Annotated in this window: 28 protein-coding genes and 3 pseudogenes; 12 read left to right on the top strand and 19 right to left on the bottom strand. The window is 60.3% G+C overall.

The annotated features are described in order from the left end of the window. Positions 1–319: 319 nt before the first annotated feature. The 9 genes from rplL to XI06_RS23055 form a co-directional block, all read right to left on the bottom strand. Entirely contained in the window at positions 320–697 is a 378-nt protein-coding gene (gene rplL, locus XI06_RS23095; protein ID WP_018647233.1) for a 50S ribosomal protein L7/L12, read from the bottom strand. A 54-nt stretch (positions 698–751) separates the two neighbouring features. Beyond that, positions 752–1,270, bottom strand: coding sequence for a 50S ribosomal protein L10 (gene rplJ / locus XI06_RS23090; protein WP_140976519.1), 519 nt, complete (start codon positions 1,268–1,270; stop codon positions 752–754). Positions 1,271–1,524: 254 nt separating this feature from the next. Further along, the gene (locus XI06_RS23085) at positions 1,525–1,806 is read right to left on the bottom strand and encodes a hypothetical protein (RefSeq protein WP_237873570.1); all 282 of its coding nucleotides are present in this window, start codon (positions 1,804–1,806) and stop codon (positions 1,525–1,527) included. Positions 1,807–1,848: 42 nt separating this feature from the next. Further along, positions 1,849–2,802 (bottom strand): 2-hydroxyacid dehydrogenase, encoded by a 954-nt coding sequence (locus XI06_RS23080; protein WP_237873572.1) that lies wholly within the window; start codon positions 2,800–2,802, stop codon positions 1,849–1,851. Between the two features lie 90 nt (positions 2,803–2,892). Then, on the bottom strand, positions 2,893–3,585 hold the full coding sequence (gene rplA, locus XI06_RS23075) for a 50S ribosomal protein L1 (RefSeq protein ID WP_237873573.1): 693 nt from the start codon (positions 3,583–3,585) through the stop codon (positions 2,893–2,895). Positions 3,586–3,591: 6 nt separating this feature from the next. Continuing rightward, positions 3,592–4,020: a 50S ribosomal protein L11 gene (gene rplK, locus XI06_RS23070; RefSeq protein ID WP_011088164.1), complete on the bottom strand. Its 429-nt coding sequence runs from the start codon at positions 4,018–4,020 to the stop codon at positions 3,592–3,594. Positions 4,021–4,150: 130 nt separating this feature from the next. Further along, entirely contained in the window at positions 4,151–4,708 is a 558-nt protein-coding gene (gene nusG / locus XI06_RS23065; RefSeq protein WP_015685389.1) for a transcription termination/antitermination protein NusG, read from the bottom strand. Then, entirely contained in the window at positions 4,708–4,899 is a 192-nt protein-coding gene (secE, locus tag XI06_RS23060; protein WP_007611620.1) for a preprotein translocase subunit SecE, read from the bottom strand. The genes nusG and secE overlap by 1 nt, the downstream gene beginning before the upstream one ends. A 355-nt stretch (positions 4,900–5,254) precedes the next feature. Next, positions 5,255–5,788: a methyltransferase C-terminal domain-containing protein gene (locus tag XI06_RS23055; RefSeq protein WP_237861428.1), complete on the bottom strand. Its 534-nt coding sequence runs from the start codon at positions 5,786–5,788 to the stop codon at positions 5,255–5,257. Positions 5,789–6,012: 224 nt separating this feature from the next. Between XI06_RS23055 and XI06_RS43570 the strand changes: the two are divergent. The 6 genes and pseudogenes from XI06_RS43570 to XI06_RS23025 all read left to right on the top strand — a co-directional run. Beyond that, positions 6,013–6,540, top strand: a pseudogene (locus XI06_RS43570) (class I SAM-dependent methyltransferase); the annotation flags it as partial. After that, positions 6,522–6,926, top strand: a pseudogene (locus tag XI06_RS43565) (hypothetical protein); the annotation flags it as partial. The pseudogenes XI06_RS43570 and XI06_RS43565, both read left to right, overlap by 19 nt. Before the next feature lie 42 nt (positions 6,927–6,968). Next, on the top strand, positions 6,969–7,115 hold the full coding sequence (locus XI06_RS23040) for a hypothetical protein (protein ID WP_237861426.1): 147 nt from the start codon (positions 6,969–6,971) through the stop codon (positions 7,113–7,115). Next, entirely contained in the window at positions 7,108–8,034 is a 927-nt protein-coding gene (locus XI06_RS23035; RefSeq protein ID WP_237861425.1) for a class I SAM-dependent methyltransferase, read from the top strand. The genes XI06_RS23040 and XI06_RS23035 overlap by 8 nt, the downstream gene beginning before the upstream one ends. 1 nt (position 8,035) lies before the next feature. Beyond that, positions 8,036–8,320 (top strand): hypothetical protein, encoded by a 285-nt coding sequence (locus XI06_RS23030; protein ID WP_237873574.1) that lies wholly within the window; start codon positions 8,036–8,038, stop codon positions 8,318–8,320. Continuing rightward, positions 8,317–8,886, top strand: coding sequence for a Gfo/Idh/MocA family protein (locus XI06_RS23025; protein WP_237873576.1), 570 nt, complete (start codon positions 8,317–8,319; stop codon positions 8,884–8,886). The genes XI06_RS23030 and XI06_RS23025 overlap by 4 nt, the downstream gene beginning before the upstream one ends. Positions 8,887–9,560: 674 nt before the next feature. Here the strand turns inward: XI06_RS23025 and XI06_RS23020 are convergent. After that, complete coding sequence (locus XI06_RS23020) at positions 9,561–9,791, bottom strand: hypothetical protein (protein ID WP_237861421.1); 231 nt, start codon at positions 9,789–9,791, stop codon at positions 9,561–9,563. Positions 9,792–10,483: 692 nt separating this feature from the next. Between XI06_RS23020 and XI06_RS23015 the strand changes: the two genes are divergently transcribed. Continuing rightward, positions 10,484–10,633 carry a hypothetical protein gene (locus XI06_RS23015; RefSeq protein ID WP_237873577.1) on the top strand — a complete coding sequence of 50 codons (150 nt, stop codon included), beginning with the start codon at positions 10,484–10,486 and terminating at the stop codon, positions 10,631–10,633. A gap of 256 nt (positions 10,634–10,889) precedes the next feature. Here XI06_RS23015 and XI06_RS23010 read toward each other — a convergent pair whose 3' ends face one another. Continuing rightward, on the bottom strand, positions 10,890–11,114 hold the full coding sequence (locus XI06_RS23010) for a hypothetical protein (protein ID WP_271606587.1): 225 nt from the start codon (positions 11,112–11,114) through the stop codon (positions 10,890–10,892). A gap of 741 nt (positions 11,115–11,855) precedes the next feature. Here XI06_RS23010 and XI06_RS43960 point away from each other — a divergent pair. Next, positions 11,856–11,966: pseudogene (locus XI06_RS43960) on the top strand (PEPxxWA-CTERM sorting domain-containing protein); the annotation flags it as partial. Between the two features lie 64 nt (positions 11,967–12,030). Beyond that, positions 12,031–12,306 (top strand): DUF4398 domain-containing protein, encoded by a 276-nt coding sequence (locus XI06_RS23000; protein ID WP_271606585.1) that lies wholly within the window; start codon positions 12,031–12,033, stop codon positions 12,304–12,306. A 9-nt stretch (positions 12,307–12,315) separates the two neighbouring features. Here the strand turns inward: XI06_RS23000 and XI06_RS22995 are convergent, their stop codons facing one another. The 4 genes from XI06_RS22995 to XI06_RS22980 form a co-directional block, all read right to left on the bottom strand. Beyond that, positions 12,316–12,867 carry a hypothetical protein gene (locus XI06_RS22995; protein ID WP_271606584.1) on the bottom strand — a complete coding sequence of 184 codons (552 nt, stop codon included), beginning with the start codon at positions 12,865–12,867 and terminating at the stop codon, positions 12,316–12,318. An 802-nt stretch (positions 12,868–13,669) separates the two neighbouring features. Next, the gene (locus tag XI06_RS22990) at positions 13,670–13,825 is read right to left on the bottom strand and encodes a hypothetical protein (RefSeq protein WP_271606583.1); all 156 of its coding nucleotides are present in this window, start codon (positions 13,823–13,825) and stop codon (positions 13,670–13,672) included. Positions 13,826–13,919: 94 nt separating this feature from the next. Then, entirely contained in the window at positions 13,920–14,087 is a 168-nt protein-coding gene (locus XI06_RS22985; protein ID WP_271606582.1) for a hypothetical protein, read from the bottom strand. A 190-nt stretch (positions 14,088–14,277) separates the two neighbouring features. Continuing rightward, positions 14,278–15,375 (bottom strand): helix-turn-helix transcriptional regulator, encoded by a 1,098-nt coding sequence (locus tag XI06_RS22980; protein WP_271606581.1) that lies wholly within the window; start codon positions 15,373–15,375, stop codon positions 14,278–14,280. A gap of 227 nt (positions 15,376–15,602) precedes the next feature. Between XI06_RS22980 and XI06_RS22975 the strand changes: the two genes are divergently transcribed. Beyond that, positions 15,603–16,529, top strand: coding sequence for a PEPxxWA-CTERM sorting domain-containing protein (locus tag XI06_RS22975; protein ID WP_271606580.1), 927 nt, complete (start codon positions 15,603–15,605; stop codon positions 16,527–16,529). Between the two features lie 52 nt (positions 16,530–16,581). On the opposite strand, the gene XI06_RS22970 is transcribed toward XI06_RS22975, so the two are convergent. Beyond that, entirely contained in the window at positions 16,582–16,866 is a 285-nt protein-coding gene (locus XI06_RS22970; RefSeq protein ID WP_271606579.1) for a hypothetical protein, read from the bottom strand. A gap of 146 nt (positions 16,867–17,012) precedes the next feature. Between XI06_RS22970 and XI06_RS22965 the strand changes: the two genes are divergently transcribed. Then, complete coding sequence (locus XI06_RS22965) at positions 17,013–17,303, top strand: hypothetical protein (protein WP_271606578.1); 291 nt, start codon at positions 17,013–17,015, stop codon at positions 17,301–17,303. 405 nt (positions 17,304–17,708) lie between these two features. Continuing rightward, positions 17,709–17,975 carry a hypothetical protein gene (locus XI06_RS22960; protein ID WP_271606577.1) on the top strand — a complete coding sequence of 89 codons (267 nt, stop codon included), beginning with the start codon at positions 17,709–17,711 and terminating at the stop codon, positions 17,973–17,975. A gap of 274 nt (positions 17,976–18,249) precedes the next feature. Here XI06_RS22960 and XI06_RS22955 read toward each other — a convergent pair whose 3' ends face one another. The 3 genes from XI06_RS22955 to XI06_RS22945 form a co-directional block, all read right to left on the bottom strand. Beyond that, positions 18,250–18,426 (bottom strand): hypothetical protein, encoded by a 177-nt coding sequence (locus XI06_RS22955; protein WP_271606576.1) that lies wholly within the window; start codon positions 18,424–18,426, stop codon positions 18,250–18,252. A 37-nt stretch (positions 18,427–18,463) separates the two neighbouring features. Beyond that, positions 18,464–18,667 carry a hypothetical protein gene (locus XI06_RS22950; protein ID WP_237891571.1) on the bottom strand — a complete coding sequence of 68 codons (204 nt, stop codon included), beginning with the start codon at positions 18,665–18,667 and terminating at the stop codon, positions 18,464–18,466. A 541-nt stretch (positions 18,668–19,208) separates the two neighbouring features. After that, positions 19,209–19,484: a hypothetical protein gene (locus XI06_RS22945; RefSeq protein WP_271606575.1), complete on the bottom strand. Its 276-nt coding sequence runs from the start codon at positions 19,482–19,484 to the stop codon at positions 19,209–19,211. Between the last annotated feature and the right edge of the window lie 119 nt (positions 19,485–19,603).

Here is a 19,603-nt window from a genome sequence, read left to right as displayed (position 1 = left end):
GCGCGGGGCGCATAGGCACGCCCGCCCGTCACAACGATCCTCTTCACGGACTGCAAAAGCCCGAAATAGCCTGCTCTCCCAACGGCTTACAGGGAAATCCGGCATCCCTGCCCACCGCGCTTTCGTGCTGCCGACCCGATATGGGGCGACAATAGTGCAGATTCGAGGGGTAAACCCTCAAATCCCCACACATTTTCGTGTCTGGCCTGCGTCGGGACGATCCGTCGCACGCCTTTTGCATCTGACTGCCATCTTGAGGTCGCCCTCTTGAGGGGCAGAAAAGGTCCCGGGCCTCGGCCCGGGACCCCGTAAGCGTTGCTTACTTGAGCTCGACCTTGGCGCCAGCCTTCTCGATCTGGGCCTTGATCTTCTCGGCTTCTTCCTTGTTCACGCCTTCCTTCAGCGGCTTCGGAGCACCCTCGACGAGGTCCTTTGCTTCCTTGAGGCCGAGACCGGTGATGGCGCGGACTTCCTTGATGACCTCGATCTTCTTCTCGCCAGCCGAGGCGAGAACGACCGTGAACTCGGTCTTCTCTTCCGCCGGAGCGGCGGCAGCGCCACCACCAGCCGGGCCGGCCACGGCGACAGCCGCGGCAGCCGAAACGCCCCACTTCTCTTCGAGGAGCTTCGCCAGTTCAGCGGCTTCGAGCACGGTGAGGCTCGAGAGGTCGTCAACGATCTTCTGCAAGTCAGCCATTGTTCAGTTTCCTTGAGTGTAAGTCTGGTTCGGGTTTGAGTTTTGCGAAGGGCGTCAGGCCGCTTCGCCCTTTGAGGCATGAGCCTGGATGACGCGCGCGAGCTTGCCCGCGGGCGCGTTGGCGAGCTGAGCGAGCTTGGTCGCCGGGGCCACGATTAGGCCGACGATCTTGCCGCGCAGTTCGTCAAGCGACGGCAGCGAGGCAAGCGCCTTCACGCCGTCGACATTCAGGACGGTCTTTCCCATCGAGCCGCCGATGATGACGAACTTTTCGTTCGCCTTGGCGAATTCGATGGCGACCTTTGGCGCCGCTACCGGATCGTTCGAAGTGGCGATCACGGTCGGTCCCTTGAGCATGGGGCCGATGGCAACGACGTCAGTGCCTTCAAGAGCAATTTTGGCGAGACGGTTCTTCGAGACCTTCACCGAGGCGCCAGCCTGCTTCATCTGCATGCGCAGCTTCTGCATCTGGGCAACGGTCAGGCCGGAATATTGGGCAACGACCGCGACGCTCGTGGTCTTGAAGACCCCATTGAGCTGTTCGACCGCTTCCTTTTTTGCCGCTCGTTCCACAGCAAGCTCTTTCCGGTTGGCGGTCATCGCGAAAGCGGGACCGCCGGGTTGCACCCATTGTCCCGCTCAAACCTGAACCTCTGGGCCAAAACCCTTTGGACACGCCGGGGCGAGACAACGATTAAAGCCTGCCCTCCCGGAACTCTTGCAAGGTCCACGGGGTGTCGAGGTCCGAACCAAACTCCTTCCGCGACCACCCTCAAGTGGAAAGCGAAGTGAAATCCGGTCTTCACCCGTCTATGCAGGCCATGCGATTAAGCCGTTGAGAAATCGAAATTTCCCGCGGGCGCCTGCAGTCTTGGACAGGACAAGGCCAGCCGGCGAACCGTCTGACCTTTGCCCGCATCCCACCGGCCGATGGATTTTCCTTCCTTTTCGGGCAAATCCTTGCGGACGTCCTGAAAAGGAATGATCTCCTGCGTGTCGGGTTTTCGGAATGCGTGCACGAACGCGCCAGCCAAGGCCGGCACGTCCGGAAGCGGCTCTTTAACCGCTCTCTGCCGGATTGCCAAGAGCAAAATTCGCACCAGTTCCAATCCGTTGCCTGTTCGGCTTGATCCGGGCCAACAAGGGCCGATTCAGGCCGATTTGACCTCATACGGTAGCGGCTTGCCCTCGAAAAATGCGCTCAGGTTCGCCAGCACGCAGTTCTGCATGGCGACATGCGATTCGAGGGTGTGGCCGCCGATATGCGGGGCGAACACCACATTCGGCAGCGCCGTCAGCGCGTCGGGGGCGTGCGGCTCCTTCTCGAAGACGTCGAGGCCGGCGCCGGCGATGGTCCTCTCGGTCAGCGCCGCGATCAGGGCCTTCTGGTCGATAACGGAGCCGCGGGAGATGTTGACGACATAACCGTCCGCACCGAGCCGCCTGAGGATATCGGCGTTGATCACATGCTGGGTCTCCGCCCCTGCCCGCACCGCGATCATCAGCACGCTGCACCAATCAGCCAGAGCCTCCAATGTCGGGAAATATTGATAGGGCAGATCGTATTTGCTGCGACTGAAATAGCCGACCTCGCTCTCGAACGCGGCGCAGCGCGCGGCGATCTTGCGGCCGATCTGGCCCATGCCGTAGACGCCGATGCGGCGGTCGGGCATGCCGGCTTGCGGGCGCATCATCGGCGACTGTTTCGAGGCGGACCAATCGCCGCTGCGAACATATTGGTCGGCCACCAGGATCCGCCGCGTCGTTGCCAGCATCAGGGTCATCGCGATATCTGCGACCGAGGCGGCATTGGCGCCCGGGCTGTGCCCGACCGCGATGTTGCGCGCAGCGGCAGCCTTCAGGTCGACGCCGTCATAGCCGGTGCCGTAGCAGACGATCGCGCCGAGCTTTGGGAACAGATCCATCGCGTCCGCCCCCAGCGGCGAGCCGCCGGCGGTCAGCAGCGCGCGGATGCCGCCGAGCTCGCGGGCCGAAAACACCTCGTGGGCGGGCTTGCCACCGGTGTCGAGCAGCTCGAACCGCTCGGCGAAGCGCGCCATCATCGACTTGGGAAAGCGCGAGTAGACCAGGACCTTGTCAGCCATTGTTCTTGTTTCCGGTGGATGTGCCCACAAACGACGAGGGGCGGAATCGGTTGCCCGATTCCGCCCCTCGCCTCATGCAATTTCCAAACCTCAGCCGAGAATGGTGCCCGGCTCGACCTTCACGCCCGGGCCCATCGTCGAGGACACCGCAACGCGCTGGATGTAGGTGCCCTTGGAGCCAGCCGGCTTCGCCTTCGCGACCGCGTCAGCGAGAGCCTTGATGTTCTCGACCAGCTTCTCCTCGGAGAACGAGGCCTTGCCGACGCCGGCCTGCAGGATGCCCGCCTTCTCAACGCGGAACTCGACCGAGCCGCCCTTGGCACCCTTCACCGCACCGGCGACGTCCATGGTCACCGTGCCGATCTTCGGGTTCGGCATCAGGCCGCGCGGGCCGAGCACCTTACCGAGACGACCGACCAGCGGCATCATGTCGGGGGTGGCGATGCAGCGGTCGAAATCGATCGCGCCGTTCTGCACCTTCTCGACCAGGTCTTCGGCGCCGACGACGTCAGCACCAGCAGCCTTGGCCTCATCAGCCTTGGCGCCACGGGCGAACACGCCGACGCGGAGCGTACGGCCGGTGCCGTTCGGCAGGGTCACGACGCCGCGGACCATCTGGTCGGCGTGACGCGGATCGACGCCGAGATTGATCGCGACCTCGATGGTCTCGTCGAACTTCGCTTTCGCGCGTTCCTTGACCATCTTGATGGCGTCCGCGAGCGGGTAAAGCTTTTCGCGGTCAACACCTTCGCGGGCTTTGTTCAAACGCTTTCCGATTGCCATAGCCGCTTACCCCGCAACTTCCAGACCCATCGAACGGGCGGAGCCCTCGACCATCTTCATGGCCGATTCGATGGTATCGCAATTGAGATCCTTCATCTTCTTCTCGGCGATCTCGCGCACCTGCGCCTTGGTCACCTTGCCGGCCTTGTCACGGCCCGGCGCCTTCGAGCCGGATTGGATCTTGGCGGCCTGCTTGAGGAAGTAGGACATCGGCGGCGTCTTCATCTCGAAGGTGAAGGAACGGTCCGCATAGATGGTGATGATCACCGGGATCGGCGTGTTCTTCTCTTCCTTCTGGGTCTGGGCGTTGAACGCCTTGCAGAACTCCATGATGTTGAGACCGCGCTGACCGAGCGCGGGACCGATCGGGGGCGAGGGATTCGCCGCACCGGCCGGGACCTGAAGCTTCAGGTATCCGGTCACTTTCTTTGCCATGTATCACTCCTGTTGTGCCGGCAAGCGCCGGCGGTTTCAGGTTCGTGGTCTGGGTCGGATGCGGCTGGCTACCGCCCTCTCCCTCCCACGGCCTCTCTCTGCGCGAGACCTGAGTCTCACGCGCACCCGGTCAGACCTTCTCGACCTGACCGAATTCCAGTTCCACGGGCGTTGCGCGACCGAAGATCGACACCGCAACCTTCACGCGCGAGCGCGCCTCGTCGATTTCCTCGACCACACCCGAGAACGAGGCGAACGGGCCGTCGGCCACGCGCACGTTCTCGCCGATCTCGAACGACACCGACGCCTTCGGCCGTTCCACGCCTTCCTGTACCTGGTGCAGGATGCGCATGGCCTCGGATTCCGAGATCGGCATCGGCTTGTTTTCCGCGCCGAGGAAGCCCGTCACCTTCGGCGTGTTCTTGATGAGATGAAACGCCTCGTCGGTCAGCTTCATCTTCACCAGCACGTAGCCCGGGAAGAACTTGCGCTCGGCGTCGATCTTGCGGCCGCGGCGCACTTCCGTGACCTTCTCGGTCGGAACCAGCACGAGCTCGAACAGCTCCTCGAGACCGCGCTGCTTGGCCTGCTCGCGGATCGATTCGGCGACCTTCTTCTCGAAGTTCGAATAAGCGTGGACGATATACCAGCGCTTGTCGGACGATTGGGTTGCGGCGGCTGTTGCCATCAGTGAATGCCCAAAAGGAAGGTGATGAGGTAGCGGATGATCTGGTCGGCGGCGAAGAAGAAGATCGAGGCCACGGCGACCATCACGAAAACCATGATGGTTGTGATCGTGGTCTCACGACGGGTCGGCCAGGTGACCTTGGCGGTCTCCGAGCGCACTTCCTGCAAGAACTTGAACGGGCTGACTGCCATCGTTTGAGACGCCAATAAGGATTTCGGGGATCCGAACAGCCGCCTGTGGCCCAGCCCTCTGTCTCGAAGGATGAGCCGGAAAACCGGGCTCTGATGTTCGGGGATTTCAAAGCCGCGCCGGAGATCCGCGTCTAACGGGCCGGCTGCGAGTGCGGGGTATCTACTGCGGATGGGGCCAAAGGTCAAGATCGAGGGAGCCTTCCCGGCCCGGCCGGCTTTGCTTGGACGACCAAGCAGAGCCCAAACCGATCAAGGGCTTATCCGTCTCTTACGGGCGCGTCCCAAAAGGCGTTGACCCGTTCCCTGCAGATCGCCCATCAGCGCCCTCCCCTCGGGCGCTTTTGGCGATCGCCCCTCAGACGGCACTGTCGACCATGGAAATGCCCGGCAACGGCACCACGAACTTTCCGCCCTCGGCGAAATAGCTGGCGTGCTTTGCCCGGATCGGGTCCACATAGCGCCAGGCGAAGACGACGACGAAGGCCGGCTTGCGCTCGTAGAGTGCGGCGGGGGGCAGGATCGGGATGTCGTACCCCGGGCCCGCCATCACGTTCCCCTTCTTGGGATCGTCGTCCACGAGGAAGTCGATTTTGCTCTCCAGGCCGAACTGCGGCAGCAGCGCCGTGGTGCCGACCGAAACGCCGTAGCCGGCGACCAATTGGCCCTGCGCGTGGGCGGCATCGGCCATCGCGACCAGTTCGTCGCGAATGGCTGCGATTCTCTTGACGTAGGGCGCGTAATAGGCCGGCTGATCGACGCCGAGCCGGTCTTCCTCGGCGATGAAGCGCGCGACCTCCGCCGACGGTTTCTTGGCGCCGCCCGCGCGCTGAACCGTCACGCGGATCGAGCCACCTTTGGTCCAGATGTGCTGGACGTCGATCAATTCCATCCCGAGTCGCGCAAAGAAGCGCGTCAGCGGCTTGATGTTAGAATACGACGGATGCTCGTGATAAACGGTATCGAGCAGATTCTTCTCGGTGACGTCGACGCCGTATTGCGTCTCGAATACGAACAGGCCGTCCCGCGCAGCACATCGCGAACCACGATCACCAGCGGATCGAGATTGTCGACATTGGCGATCATGTTGTTGGCAATCACGACGCTGGCCGCGCCATGGCTCTTCAGGAGGCCTGCGGCGATTGGGGCCTGCCCCAGATCGTCAGACCGATCGACCCCGACATTCTGTATCGGCAGTTCAACTACAATTTCAGCAGCTGGAAGCCGGAGCCGCACCAAGTGGACGAGCTCGATACCATCGCGAAATTCTCGAAGCATCAATCTGTGTTCGAGATCGGATGTAACGACGGCCTGTTCATGGACCGGTTGCGCGAGCGCGGCGCGAAGGTCTTGGTCGGCGTGGAGCCCAACCCGGTCTCAGGCAAGATCGCCCGCGGGCGCGGCATCAAGGTCTATGCCGACATGATCAGCCCGGCACTGTGCCACGATGCGGTCGCACACGCCGGCAAGTTCGATCTCGTGGTCTCGCGACAGGTGCTGGAACACATCATCGATTTCGAGAACTTCTTCGCCTGTATAAAGATCGCGCTCAGCGACGACGGACTGCTGTTCATCGACGTGCCTGATTTCGCGCCCGGCTCCATGGCGGGCGACCTCTCAGTGCTCTGGGAGGAGCACGTCAGTTACTTTACCGAGCCGACGCTGCTTGCGTTGCTGGCGCGCCATGGCTTCGAGGCGGTCTCCGTCAAGAAATACAATTTCAGCGGCGGCAGCCTGGCCATCGCAGCCCGCCGCGCCACAGGCGCAGTGACAGCGCCGCCTGCGCCGGCTGGCGTCGGCGAGAAATTCGGTCAGCGTGCGAGGGAGTACGGCGCCCGTCTCCGCCCGATCCTCGCCAAGGCCCGCGCCAGCGGCGCCGAGATCGCAATCTACGGCGCCGGCTGCCGCGCACCTGCACCTTCACCAATGCCCACGAACTCGCGGAGCTGGTCGATGTCTCGGTCGACGACCAGAAGGAGCGCCAGGGATTGTTCCTGCCCGGCACCGGCATTCCGATCCGCTCGCCGGAAGACCTCACCGGCAGATTCGGCCCGCTGGTTTGTCTTCTCGCCGTGAACCAGGAGAATGAAGACAAGGTCAGCAACCGGCTGCGCGAGAATTTGAAGCGCCCGCTCCAGATCGTCTCGATCTTCGCGCCGTCCGACATCTGGAGCGAACTCGACCGGCTCGACGCCGCCGCAGGGTCGCTGCATGGCTGAGGATAAACTCTTCAACTATTACGAACGCCAAGACGTTCTGCCGACGTTCGGCAATTTCAAATCGTCCGCCGCGCTCGAAGCCTATGCCGGCCAGCGACGGGAGTTGTTTTCGGACAAGCTGGTGCTGCCGCCGCGCCTGTTCCAAGACGCTGAGGTGCTGGAGTTCGGCCCCGATTCCGGCGAGAACGCACTGGTGTTTGCGCGGTGGGGAGCGAACTTGACGCTCGCTGAGCCGAACCGGCATGCGCACGCCAAAATTCACGCTTACTTCGCGCAATTCGGCCAAACGACATGTCTGCGTGAGCTTGTATCGTCGGATGTCGAGGCATTCCGCAGCGATCGTCGCTTCGACGTCATCGATGCCGAAGGATTCATCTACACGGTGCAGCCGACCGAAAATTGGCTCGGCATCTTTCACCGGTTGCTCAATCCGGACGGTTTCGCCGTCGTCTCCTACTATGAGCGCTACGGCGGCTTCTTTGAACTCGCACTCAAGGCGGTCCACGCGGCCGGCAAGGCGTTGACGGGCCGATCTGCGCTCAAAACCGCGAAGACGCTGTTCGAAGCGAAGTGGGACAGCATTCCGCACACCCGCAGCTTCGAATCCCGGCTGATGGACGTGCTCGAAAACCCCTTCGTCCGCTACCGCTACTTTCTCGATGCGGCGGCCTTGTGCACGGCGGCGCACGGTCAAGGATTTGATATCCATTCCGCGTGGCCATCTTATCACGACAGCCTTGCCGTCTACTGGCACAAAAAGGTCCTGTCCGGCGACGAGAAGCTGCAGCGCGCGACGCGTCACCTCGGTCGCAGCCGCCTCAGCTTCCTCGGCGGACGCAAGCTCTATCTGGTCGGCAAGGCCGAAGCCGTGGGGCGCGATCTCGGCTTCGATCGAAGCGCTGGTGCTCGATGTCGATAGGATGATCGACGATCCCTTCGGCGACAGCCTGCCGCGCGTAATTGCGAGTCTGGCCTCGCTGCGCGCGACGATCCGAAGCGCCCAGATTCTTGCCGACGACCCGGCCGAGCTCGAGGCCTTTGCCGCGACGCTCGAGAGCTCCACCATATCTTCAGCGCGATCGCGCAGCGGGATATGGCAGGGGTCACCGCCTTCACCCAATCCGATCAGGCGTTCCTCAACGACTGGGGACAGCCAGCGCATTTCCTCGTCGTCCGGAAGCGCGCAGCGGGAGCGTAGCACGTGAAGCCAGGAATTGGCATTGTCGGAACGGGCATGGTCGGCCAGATGTGCCACCTTGCCAATTTCGCCGCCAATCCCGCCTGCCGCGTCGTCGCGATCGCTGATCTCCGGCCTGATCTCGCTGCCGCAGCAGCACAGAAATTCGGCGTCTCGCGGATATACGGGACGCACCACGAGCTACTCGCGGATCGCGAGGTCTCCGCCGTCGTCGTCGTGACCAAGCGTCGCGCGACCGGCCCGATAGTCCTGGATGCGCTCGACAGCGGCCGCCACGTACTGTCGGAAAAGCCGATGGCTTACACGACGGACCAGGCTGCGTCGCTGATCGAAGCCGCGCGGCGACAAAACCTGGTCTATGCGATCGGCTACATGAAGCGTCACGATGCCGGCGTGGCGCGCGCACTGGCCGAGCTGGTACGCCTTCAAACGGACCAGTCGCTTGGGCGTATCGTCGGCGCGCGCGGCTGGTGTTTCGGCGGCCACACCGGCGGATCGCACGACACCTTTGTGATGACCAGTGAGGCTCGCCCCGATGGTCTTGAACTCTGGCAGGACGGTCCGGACTCCTAACGCACCGCCGGAGACTGAGACGGTGACAGCAAAAGGCCCGCCGGTCATACTGGCGGGCCTAGCACTCCTGGCGCACTGATCCGCAATTGAATCGGCAGCCGGGAGCATTGGGGGCTGGAAGAGCGAGCCGTGCCATGTTCGGCTGTTAATGACAATGGGTGGAACCGTGAACTCCGGTAGTTATACGGAGTCCATTTTCGGAACGGGGTGTTCTACCGTAGGAACACCGGCGAGATTTAAACCCTAGTCATTTCAAGTTGCCCGGGATGGGCCGCAGTGGGGCTGGAACCGCGCTGCGGCTTTTCCGTATCCGGATCAGACGAAAGCTCCTGCGCCGGTTCACGCTGGCGGGCCTTTTAGCTTTGGAGCAACTGCGGCACGAGCAGCGGCCTTCAACGCCGCCTCGATGGTCTTGAGCCGCGTACCTCGAGGAGCTCTTCCCCTCTGCCGCTTGGGCTTCGATGATCTGGACGCTCTGGCAACTAGCCACAGATCGCTACCGCAGCTGGCGCATTCATACAGCTTCAGCTCGTAGCCTTTGACCACGGGGAAAATAGCTTTGAGCAGTCGAGCTTGGCTACAAACCGTGCATCCGGCTTCGCCGTTCACGATCGCCCCCTTTGGCCCAATGATAGGGAATTAGGACTGAGTCTCGATTCAGGAGCAATAGCGGTTCACGCTGGCGGGCCTTTGCCTTGGGACCAGCCCTCAATCAAGCCGCGCATAATTCGCGCGAACATCGTCGCCAGATCGAGCGCTTGCTCGCGGAGCATTTGCTTCGGCCTCAGCCGACGCGACGGCAGGTCGTCGAAGTAGCAGTAGACACTCCGACGACCATCAGCGAAGCGCACCTCGAAGCTGCCGGTGCCAGGCACGGCTTCGTGTTTGATGAGACGGACAGTCATGTCGCCATCGAAGCGCCGCGCCGGCGAGAGTCAAATCGTCAATCGGTGGTGGCTCGGCGCACGCGTGAGATACTGCGCGTCGTGGGTGTGGGAAAGTAAGAGGCGCAGCAGGCGCGCGGTTTCCGCCCGCTCATCTAGGAAGCAAATATCGTTTTTTCTTCACCTCGGCTGACGGATCGAACGTCGAACCGGACAGGCTTTCTCCAAATCGCGATCCTTTTTGCTTCCTCGATTGCATCCCGCTCGTTGAGGGCCTTAATTGGCAGGGCGTCGCACGCGAGCCCGCCCGGCTTCGTCACGTCGGGGAAATAACAGTCCATCATGAAATGAGACATGGGGAAGCCCCGCTAACCGCGCTCGCTCATCGTTCGCATGATCGCACGATTCGCCAAGGTTGCAGTGAGATAGGCAGACTACGTGCCGTGTTTGGCTACTTTTTGAGGATCAGCCGCAACTCCCGTGCCATGCGCCGTACCGATCCGATGTGTCGGCCGAGAGCTTCCGCTATTTCAGCGGCAGTCCGGCGGCGTGCCAGCCACGCTAGCCGTCTCTGTTCCGCCGCGGTCCACTCTTTGGCCTTGGGTGATTTCATTTCGAGATGATCTGACTGTCGCAGTCGGGGCGACATTGGGAAATTTCCGGGTGGTGCCGGCTCTTGACGGGTTGGCACGGCGGGGAGTCTGATCGTCGGCATGGGGCAGCATCAGCACGACTTCGACGAGCTCGCGCGCATGGAGCGCATCTGCCGGGATCTGGCAGAGGAAAGCGCCCTGCCCCTGGAGCGCGACGCGCTGCTCGATCTGGCAGCCAACTATCGCGCTGCTACCCAGGCGCTACTATAGCCGATTTGCCGTAGCGCGGGCTCGTCAATTTCCTGATAAGTCATTGAGATTGCTTGGCAGGAGTGGCAGGGCTCGAACCTGCGACCCCCGGTTTTGGAGACCGCTTGGGTAGGTCCCTGCCTCGCACATCAGCTCCCTTTTAGTGCTGATTTATCAGCACTCTTGGCTGTCGAAAGTCGTTCTAGTTTCGTCCAATCCCTTCGGGTTTTGGATGGTTTGTTAGCAAGCCGTTAGCAGGCGTTCTGCCTCTGTGCCCTCACCCGATCACCCGGTACGCCTTCGCCCGCTTCCGCCTTGGCCCCGGCTCAGCCATGCCCCGGTTCAGCGCCCGCATGATCCCGATCTCGGCGAGCATCACGGGCCCGCCGCGCTCGACCACCAGCAGCAGCGCCTCAAGGGCGGCTTGCCATGCCGGCTGATCGTGCACGGTCTCAGGGAGCGCGGCGATGTACTCGCCAGCGTCCCGCACAGTGCACAGCACAGGCGACTGGGCTTTTCTCTCCTACACTCACACTGACCCAGTACCCCAAGGGCTCGCCTAGAGCTTGTCCTCTTGATTAAGAGAGCGTAGCATTTGATTTTCTTTATTTCGAATTTTGGAGGTATTATGAGCCCCAAGTTCTACCGGTTTTGTTCAATAGCGTTTTGCTACTGCGCACTTTCTCTGGTCGGCACGCAGGCCAGAGCAGTTGTACTCTTCGACAATCCGGGGATTGTCGGTGCGGGGACGCAGTGGTGTGATCCATGCTCATCAGGCAATACGGGCTACCGGGTGTGGGACTCCTTTACGCTTAGTCAGAGATCAACGCTCCAGTCTTTACGATGGGTGGGGCTTCGCTCCGACGCGTTGACCATGGGAGTGGATGTCGAAATCGCTACAGCTCCGTACGGATCAAATGCGTTCTTGGCAGTCGGCCTGCTTAACAACGAGCCGCATGGTCCGGACATCTTTTCCGCTCACTTTATGCTTGCGCAAATCACTGACGGTGACGCGGGCATCAGCTCTAGTTTTAGAATAGTGCAACTTCCAGATATTGTGCTGAATGGCGGGACGTATTGGCTCTCAGTGCATGGAGCGTCGATTTCCGAGCAGCACACATGGCTTGGCGAGTTCGAACCGAGCGGCGACAATTCGCTGATACAGTACGGTCCTGATCCTAATAACCCGCATTTTGTTATTCCCCGCACTCAAGACGCAGTCTTCCGAGTGAGCGGGTTGATCACGCCAGTCCCCGAACCCTCCACATGGGCCATGATGATCCTTGGCTTCTGCGGCCTCGGCTTCATGGCGTATCGGCGCAAGCAGAACGGCAGTGCACTCGCAGCCGCCTGACCCGTAATATCGAGCAACGAAAGCCGCTCCTGATCGGGGCGGCTTTTTGCTATCATCACTGCAAATGCTCACCCTTCGCTTAATCGGCCCCGACGACTACAGCGTCCATGAGGACGGCCACCCGATCGGCCGCATCCGGCTCGACGATCGTTTCTGGTTGTGGACGGTCGTGGTGACGCTGCCCGGTCCGCCGTCCGGCTCGGCGCAGAGCCTCGACGCCGCCAAGGCCGCGTTCAAGACGGCGTGGCAGGACTTCAAGGGCAAGCACGGTCCGGAAGAGCTGGCGAAGGCGTTCGAGGCGATGGCCCATGCGAACCGGCCGGATCGTTATCGGCGGTGATCGGTGCTACTAGCGATCGGGTGTTTTGGGAGCACTCTCAGGGATTGCAGTTTTCCATTTCCTAGTGATGGTCCGCTTTGCGCCGCCTAGCTCTACAAGCGTGCCTTCGATCTCCACTAGCGAACCTTGATCGCTTTGCGGTGTCTGAGGAGTATGCACCAGAACCAGCACGGCGCCGGAGCTTTCGGTGGGTTGAAAAATTGTCGGATTGAGGATGACCGATGAAGGGGCGCTACTAGACCGGGCCTTCTCAATTCCGCCCGGCTTGGCCTCGGCTATTTCCGATCCGGCGGGTTGCAATATTTCTACCTTCTCCAACCGCATTGGCTCTCGCCCGGTAAAAAACTGAACGTATGCCGTTCGATAGTTATCGCGCGTAAGCTGGTCTTGCATATGAATTTGAACTTGGATGGCGTCATCATCCTCTCTCTGCCACCTAGCACCTTGGCGCTGATACGTAACGATATTTACTGTCAGGCCAATTAGTCCAACCGTCAACACGACCAGACTAATCGATGGTCCAATCCATGATTGGGACAGCCACTTTTGAAATCGGTTCATGGATATCGGCGCTTTGCAGTGTTTCACTCTCACTAGCAATACTTCCAAGCGCATGCCTGCGAGAAGGGTGCCATGGCTTGTTGTCCCCTTAAAGTAGAGAGACAGGACGGAGCGCGGGTCTCAATCCGCGCCCCGTTGAGAGAATGTTTTCGGTAAAAACGGTTCAGAGCCGCCGACGCAAGCCCATCACCGCAAGTAGCTCAGGACCTTAGTCCTTGGGCCGCACGTGAGCGCGCACATGCTCGGGCCGCCGATGGCGAACGCGAACGTAGGAACGCACCCAGTGCTTCTGGCGTTTACGCATCCGTAAACCTCCACATAGGTTGTCTCGGAGGTCCGGTTGAAAAGCACGCACGAACATGCAAGTCTGCGAGTGTGCCCCGCGATCATGCTGAGTCTCCAACCGGGACCGGTTTGCGCGGTCTGAGGCCTGCATCACGTGCAAGGTGGTGCAGGCCTTTACGCCTTCAGGGGCCGACCGCACGCCCCTGACGCGGCTAACGTCATCCCATCGCTAGTGTCCATCATCTGTCATGCGTGCTGAATTGCAGCGCATGCGAGTGACCGCTTTCTCCAAAACTAAAACCGGAGCAGTTACTGGACCGTTCCTCAGGCCGTTTGGAATCAGCGTGAGCACATGACGATCATTGGACACCCGGATGCCGATACGACGCAACGCCCAAGGTAGGCACTCGCTGACTTGCAAGCAGGCACTTGCCTGTAATTTGTGCGAATCTCTGTCTATATTGGCGCCTTTCCAGAAATTGTCGCTTGCTCGCCACATCCGGGTGATACCGGGGGATCAACCATTTGGCGCCGCAGCATTGATTAATGCTCTGCGCAGCTCGGCCGCTTTGCGCCACAACTCCGGATGCAGCTCCTGCTCCGGCGGCTCGCCTTCGCAGTTCAGCGGCGACAGATCAAACGCCTGCAGACCGAGCGCGTGATCCAGCTGCACCGAGATTTCGAGAAATTCGCGGCGCCGGGCGCCGTCGCAGGCTTGGATGTCGAGAGCGCGCTGGAACAGTGCGGTGCCCCAGCCGAACTTCCACCTAATGCAGCCGCTGGTGAGCAGGACGCACCTCACCCATCAGGGCTAGTCGCTGCTCCAATTGCTCGTTCAGCAGCATCAACGCTCTGAGCGCACCGCGCAGGTCACCGTCACAAGCGGCGACGATCTCATCGACGGCAAAAGCAGAGTTGGTGCGTTGGCGTGGCATGCGAACACATCCAAACAGAAATGACGATCGCGGTTGAGCCACTGGCGATCAGGTACTCGATCTCCGCCTTGTAGCAGACGAAGGTCAACGAGACGCTGCGATGATGAATGAAAAGATCACCACCGCAAATAACAGACCGCCGAGTACCATAGCCGCCTTAACCCGCTTTCATACTCCTTTTTTAAGTGATTCACGGCTTCGGCAGTGCGCTGCCGCTTAGCAGAGCAACGAGATCGCTTTGACGACCCAGACCGGTTTTGCCCAATACCGACTTGAGCTGATTGCGGATGGTGACCCTGGATAATCCGGATGCGCGCGCAACTTTCTCCACGGTTTCGCCAAGCGCTATCTCTCGTGCCACACGCGCCTCCGCAGGCGTTAGATCGAATAGACCTGCGATGACCTCGGCGTTCGGAACCGCACCTCGATCCACAGGCGTGACGATGACCAGCTTGGATGCAGCCGAGAAGATATCCTGTGCATTGCCGCTGACGGGGACCAGATGAACGATCATCGGCACCCGGCCCGCGCCCGCTGGCACTGGAATGGAACAGACCCGCAGCGGGCCGACAACGTGTGTGTCGATGGCGTCAAGTCCACCCATAAATAGGCGATCGATGGCCGGTTCACTGAATTTCAGGCGCGAAGGCTGGTCGTGGATTACATCCGGCATCAGGGTCTCGAACAGCTCATTGGCCGCATAGACTTTGCCCCTGGCTTTCAGTACGGCGGCGGGTAGACCCAGCTTCCTAAGGGCCTCCGTCATCGCCAACGCCCGCTCCAGCCCGAGTCGCGAGGCCAGCAACGCTGCCCTTGCCAAGTGCGGCCGAAGGGAATCCAGAAATTCGACGGCCTCCACCGCAATCGGCCCATCTAGATAGTGCTTCTCAAAAGAGAAAGTGATCGCATCGCCGCTAGGGACGCTCAAAACGGTGCCTGCCGCGTATCCGAGCCCTTTGCTCCGGAGGAAGCCGTAAACGGGATGGTTGTCGAGTTCATCAGCCGTGAAGTGATCGTTGTCCCGGATGAACCCAGCATGGTTGGTGGCCGCTAATCGAGCTGGACGGGGATTGATGGCGGCCCAGCCGTCCCGGATAAACTCGACGAAATCGGCATGCAGATTGGGAGACGAAGTCCACCGAAAGCTCTCGGGGCTGGTGGCGGTACGCAGGATCCCGCCGACGCCATCGACCATGCGGGAGAGCGTTCCGAGTACGACTGGCCAACGCTCCGGAACAGCGGCTGCCTCATAGATTGAGCTGACCAGCTCAGATAGTTCCTCTGCCATGGCGCGTCGATCTGCTTGTGCCTTTTTCCCAATCCAACCGAATCGCCCTTAGCCAATTGCCAAAGCCAAAAAGCCGCGCGCCCAGCGTCGCCACTGTATCAGCTAGGTAGTGCGAGAGCGTTGGGGTCTGCTTTCCTGTTAAACCATTTTATCACGGCTTGGTCCATTTGGATCATGACGGCTGGTGCTGGGCCCTGATCATTGGGCGCCACGAGCTGGGATAAAGCTTGGCGAACCACGCGCGAAAAAGTCAGAAGTTAACAGGTGATTTCATGCATCCGATTGAAACAACTCTACCGGTGAAGTCCGCACTTTTTGTTGTGATGATGTTTGGTTTGCCCGCAATTTCCTGCACTAATGCGTTTGCTGATACGATGTTACCAGACGCCATCGTAGTAGGTGGCCCGTCAGGAGGTGAAGGCGCAAGCAATTGCTGCAGCGGAAATTTTACTCCCACAAACCAGTTTGGAACAACGTCAACGTCGATTAGGTCGGCGGATGGAGGCTCGGGAAGTGCCTCATTCATCGCAAGTGCTTCGCCGGCTGTCAGAGCTTCAATCGATCTACAGGCTGGAACAAGCTACGTAGCTAATGGGCACATCGGGGCAGCCGCAAGCGGCGGCGTGAGCTATTATTTCGAGGTACTCGCGCCTCAGAGCCGGAACATCACCTTGGACATCACAGCAGCAGGCGGAATCACAGGTACAGGATGGTTGTTGGCGGCAAGCGACTCAGCGCGCTCACAGCTTACCATTGATCCGATACAGACGTCGAACGCCAACGGATACGCGCTCGTACTCGGTGACTATCGGTCCAACGGTTTGTTCTCCACCGCAGACTTCAATACATCATGGTCCACGATCAACCAGCAGTTCGACGTTGCGACAAACAGAGTCTATACAGTCACGTTGACGGCTTTTGTCTCTGCAGACGTCTATAACGGTGCAAGCGCATCGTTAAGTTCGTTCGTTGATCCGAGTTTTAGTATAGATTCGTCCAATGCAAATGCCGACCAACTGCGGCTCGTATTTTCCTCCAATATCGGTGCCGTTCCGGAGCCCTCGACATGGGCAATGATGATCCTCGGCTTCTGCGGCGTTGGCTTCATGGCGCATCGGCGCAAACAGAACGGCAGCGCGCTCGTAGCGGCCTAAGGCTTCCTTCGCCGGCGGTATGCTGGGAAAAATCCAATATGAGCGCGAGTGCTCAGGCATATTCAGTCAGATGCAAGTGCAATGTCCCAAATGCAAAGTAATCGCCTCCATCGGGCGCACTCAGTGGTTCTTCGACGGCGAAGAATGCGCCGAGATTCGTGGCACTCAGGCGGGCAATGCCAAAGAGTATGAAAACTGCCCGATCTTGAGAGAAGCAGTGGCCAACGCAGAGAAGTGTGCCACCAGAGCCCCGCGTCGAAATAGACGCCCATGACCTGTGCTGGTCGATCGCCCGCGCCAACACCACCGGCTCGGCGAGCAGCAGCAGCGCTTCCATGGCCGGTTTTGTCCAGAGCATCGTGCTTAGACGCAATCGCTTCCGACGCATTCTTCCACACCCACTACGCGCAATAACTCGCGCGCCTTCCGAACCCCCACTAATCGATAATTTGACTCTCGCCGGCGCCGCGCTTCGATGGCGCCATGGCACGCCCTCGAAAGGACCGCACCGAACCTGACGGCCGCCCCCTCAAGATCACGCTGGGTGGCCTGCGGTCGACGGGTGTGCGCGATCTGCTCGTTTTTTGCCAGGACTATCGCTGCAGCCACAACGTCAAGCTCTCGGCGAAATACGTCGATCGATGGCCGGACGAGATACGAATCTCACAGATCGAGCCGCGGTTCGTCTGCACGGCATGTGGCATGCGCGGGTCGAACATTGTCGCCGGCAGCAACAGCACCGAAATGGCCATTATGCCGAGGAAGGTGCGCTGACGCGGCGGAATTGGTACTCGGGTTGCAACCGATCGTCGTTCCGCCGTGTTGTCATCTTATGGGGCCTAACGCTGGTATCGAGCAACTGAGTTCGGCCGAAGATTTAAAGGAAAACGAATTTGGTGGACGCGTGGCTAATGCTTTCGACGTTGAAGTTACCGCACTGGCTGATGATTGCCGGAGGTTTGCTTGTTATTGTCGGCTGTCTAGGCATGCTGCTTGGGGGTAGGAAGGCAGAGGAAGTCGACGCTCCCGAGCAACCGATCGAGTCTCCCAAGCAAATGCCTGCCCTCCCGAAACTCCTTAGCTCTCAAAAGAAAGCTCGGACCTCGGACCAGCGACGGTGAGCCGCTGAACTAAGAATCGCCTATAGCTCGCCGGCAATTGCGGCTGGGGAGCCAATCCATGAAGTTGATGAGTGATCGACCGTACTCCGATCCGGAGGCCGCAGCGCGGAAGCTGATCGACCTCGCCAAGGGTATCGAAGCTGTCCAGGACGGCCGCATACACATCGAGAAGATCAACGCGCCATTCCTGTTCACGCTCAAGGCCAGCGGTGCCGAGTTCGGCGCCGGCATCAAGTACGCGATCGAAAAGGGCTGGATGGAACTGCACGAGAGCGGAACCTATGTCCGGCTCTTGACGCCGGGCGACGATCTCATGTCGCACTAAGCGCCCGAGGCACCAACTGAGGAAGCCCTACTCTTTGTCCTCAGTCCAACTTCGTTCGCCACACTGGCACTCAAACATGCGCACGGTTATGCCGCGCACCGGGTCCATCATCTTGTGAGCCAACCGGGGCTGCGCACCGCACCTGCAGCGCTGCTCTTCCCGAGTCTTAGGTCCTGAAAATTTGTCGCTACTGAAAAAGTTCAAGGGAATCACCCTGCCAAAGGCGACTCAACAAGTACCAAAGTGGACATTTGTTCCCTAGCCCAATCTCAGCCTACTGCTCGGAAGGGCTTGGCTCCGGCAAGCCGAGCATCTTGGCGCGCTTCGCCGCCATGATCCGGTAAGCCTTCGCTTGGCTCTCCATCGCGGCCTTTAAATCTGGGTCGGATTCTTCGGCTGCCATCCGTTCAAACTGGAGAGCGTTTTCCAGATACTCGCCGAGCAGCTTCACGCCCTGATCCATCCCGTTAGGCAGCATCGAAATAGTCTCATTCGGGCGGCAGTAATCCGGGTGATTGGAGCCAATCACTCACATGGGCGCCGGTCTGCGCAATCCTGGCTCGCTTGAGCAGCGCCTCGCGCTCTGCCCCAGCGGGTAACTGGCTGGCCTGTTCTTTCAGCTTTGCCGCCTGTTCTGCGATTCGTTCCTCAAGGGAGCGGGTCTGTATGACCTTACGACGAAGCTGCGTCATGGTGCCTTCCAGTGAATGACTAAGAACAATTCCAAAACCGGGAATAGCTCGTTGCGGTTCCGTGAACGAACTAGGCCTTTCGTAGATCAACGAGCCTGACGGAAGTGCCGTGGCCGGCTGGTCAGGAACAAAGCCCGCCGCATGCGCTTTGTGAATCTCGCTGGCTTGCCGCCCAGTCTGGCGGAGCGACCCCGGCCCCCAAGCCCCCAAGCCGGGGCCGCCTCTCCGCTATCGCTATGAAAGCCACCTCCTCCACCATCGCGGAACGACGAGGAGCTTGCCAAGTTTTCCCGGCAGCCCAAGGTTCGTGATCCTTGGGCCAGAAGGTGACTTGAGCCCCAGCTCACTTTTCCTTTGGTGGCGCTGGGGCCTTTTTTGTCTTTCCGCCCACCAGCGTGAAACCGGGGGCTTGAGCCCATGCAGCTGGACGAGAAATCAGGCCGCTAAAGATCCGGTCTACTGCTGACAACCGACATATCCTCGGCCGTGGGATACGGCAGCGATGGGCACAGAAGCGAACTTCGGTCGTCCGTCGGGTTTGCTAGACGGGGTAGCGCCACCTTAGAGCGCGGCGGACGACGATCAGCGCCAAAACATTCGCCGCGAGGCCAATCCAAAGAACCGTCGGCACTGACCACGCGATGCACGTGCGGATCAGGTAAATGACCTGCCCGATCAGACAGGCGAGCAATGCAACTCTAGTCCAGCCCAATAGCGTTCGCGGTATCCAATCATCGGACTGGTCGATTAAGTTTGCCGCGATCCAACCTGACAGGAATTCCATGCTTTGCCATAACACCCGGTCGTTCGCAGGCATTTAAGAACTCGCGTCAATATTGATCAAGTCCGCAACAGGTCAGAGGACTAAACCGCTCGCGCGGTAGGGGCCGGCAGCCGGCAGCACGGCTGAGAGGATAGCGCAACGAGGCGTCCTGT

This window comes from Bradyrhizobium sp. CCBAU 11434 (assembly GCF_028128895.1).
GTDB lineage: Bacteria > Pseudomonadota > Alphaproteobacteria > Rhizobiales > Xanthobacteraceae > Bradyrhizobium > Bradyrhizobium zhengyangense.
The sequence above is the reverse complement of the archived record's forward strand: the minus strand, read 5'-3'. Positions and strand labels throughout refer to the sequence as shown.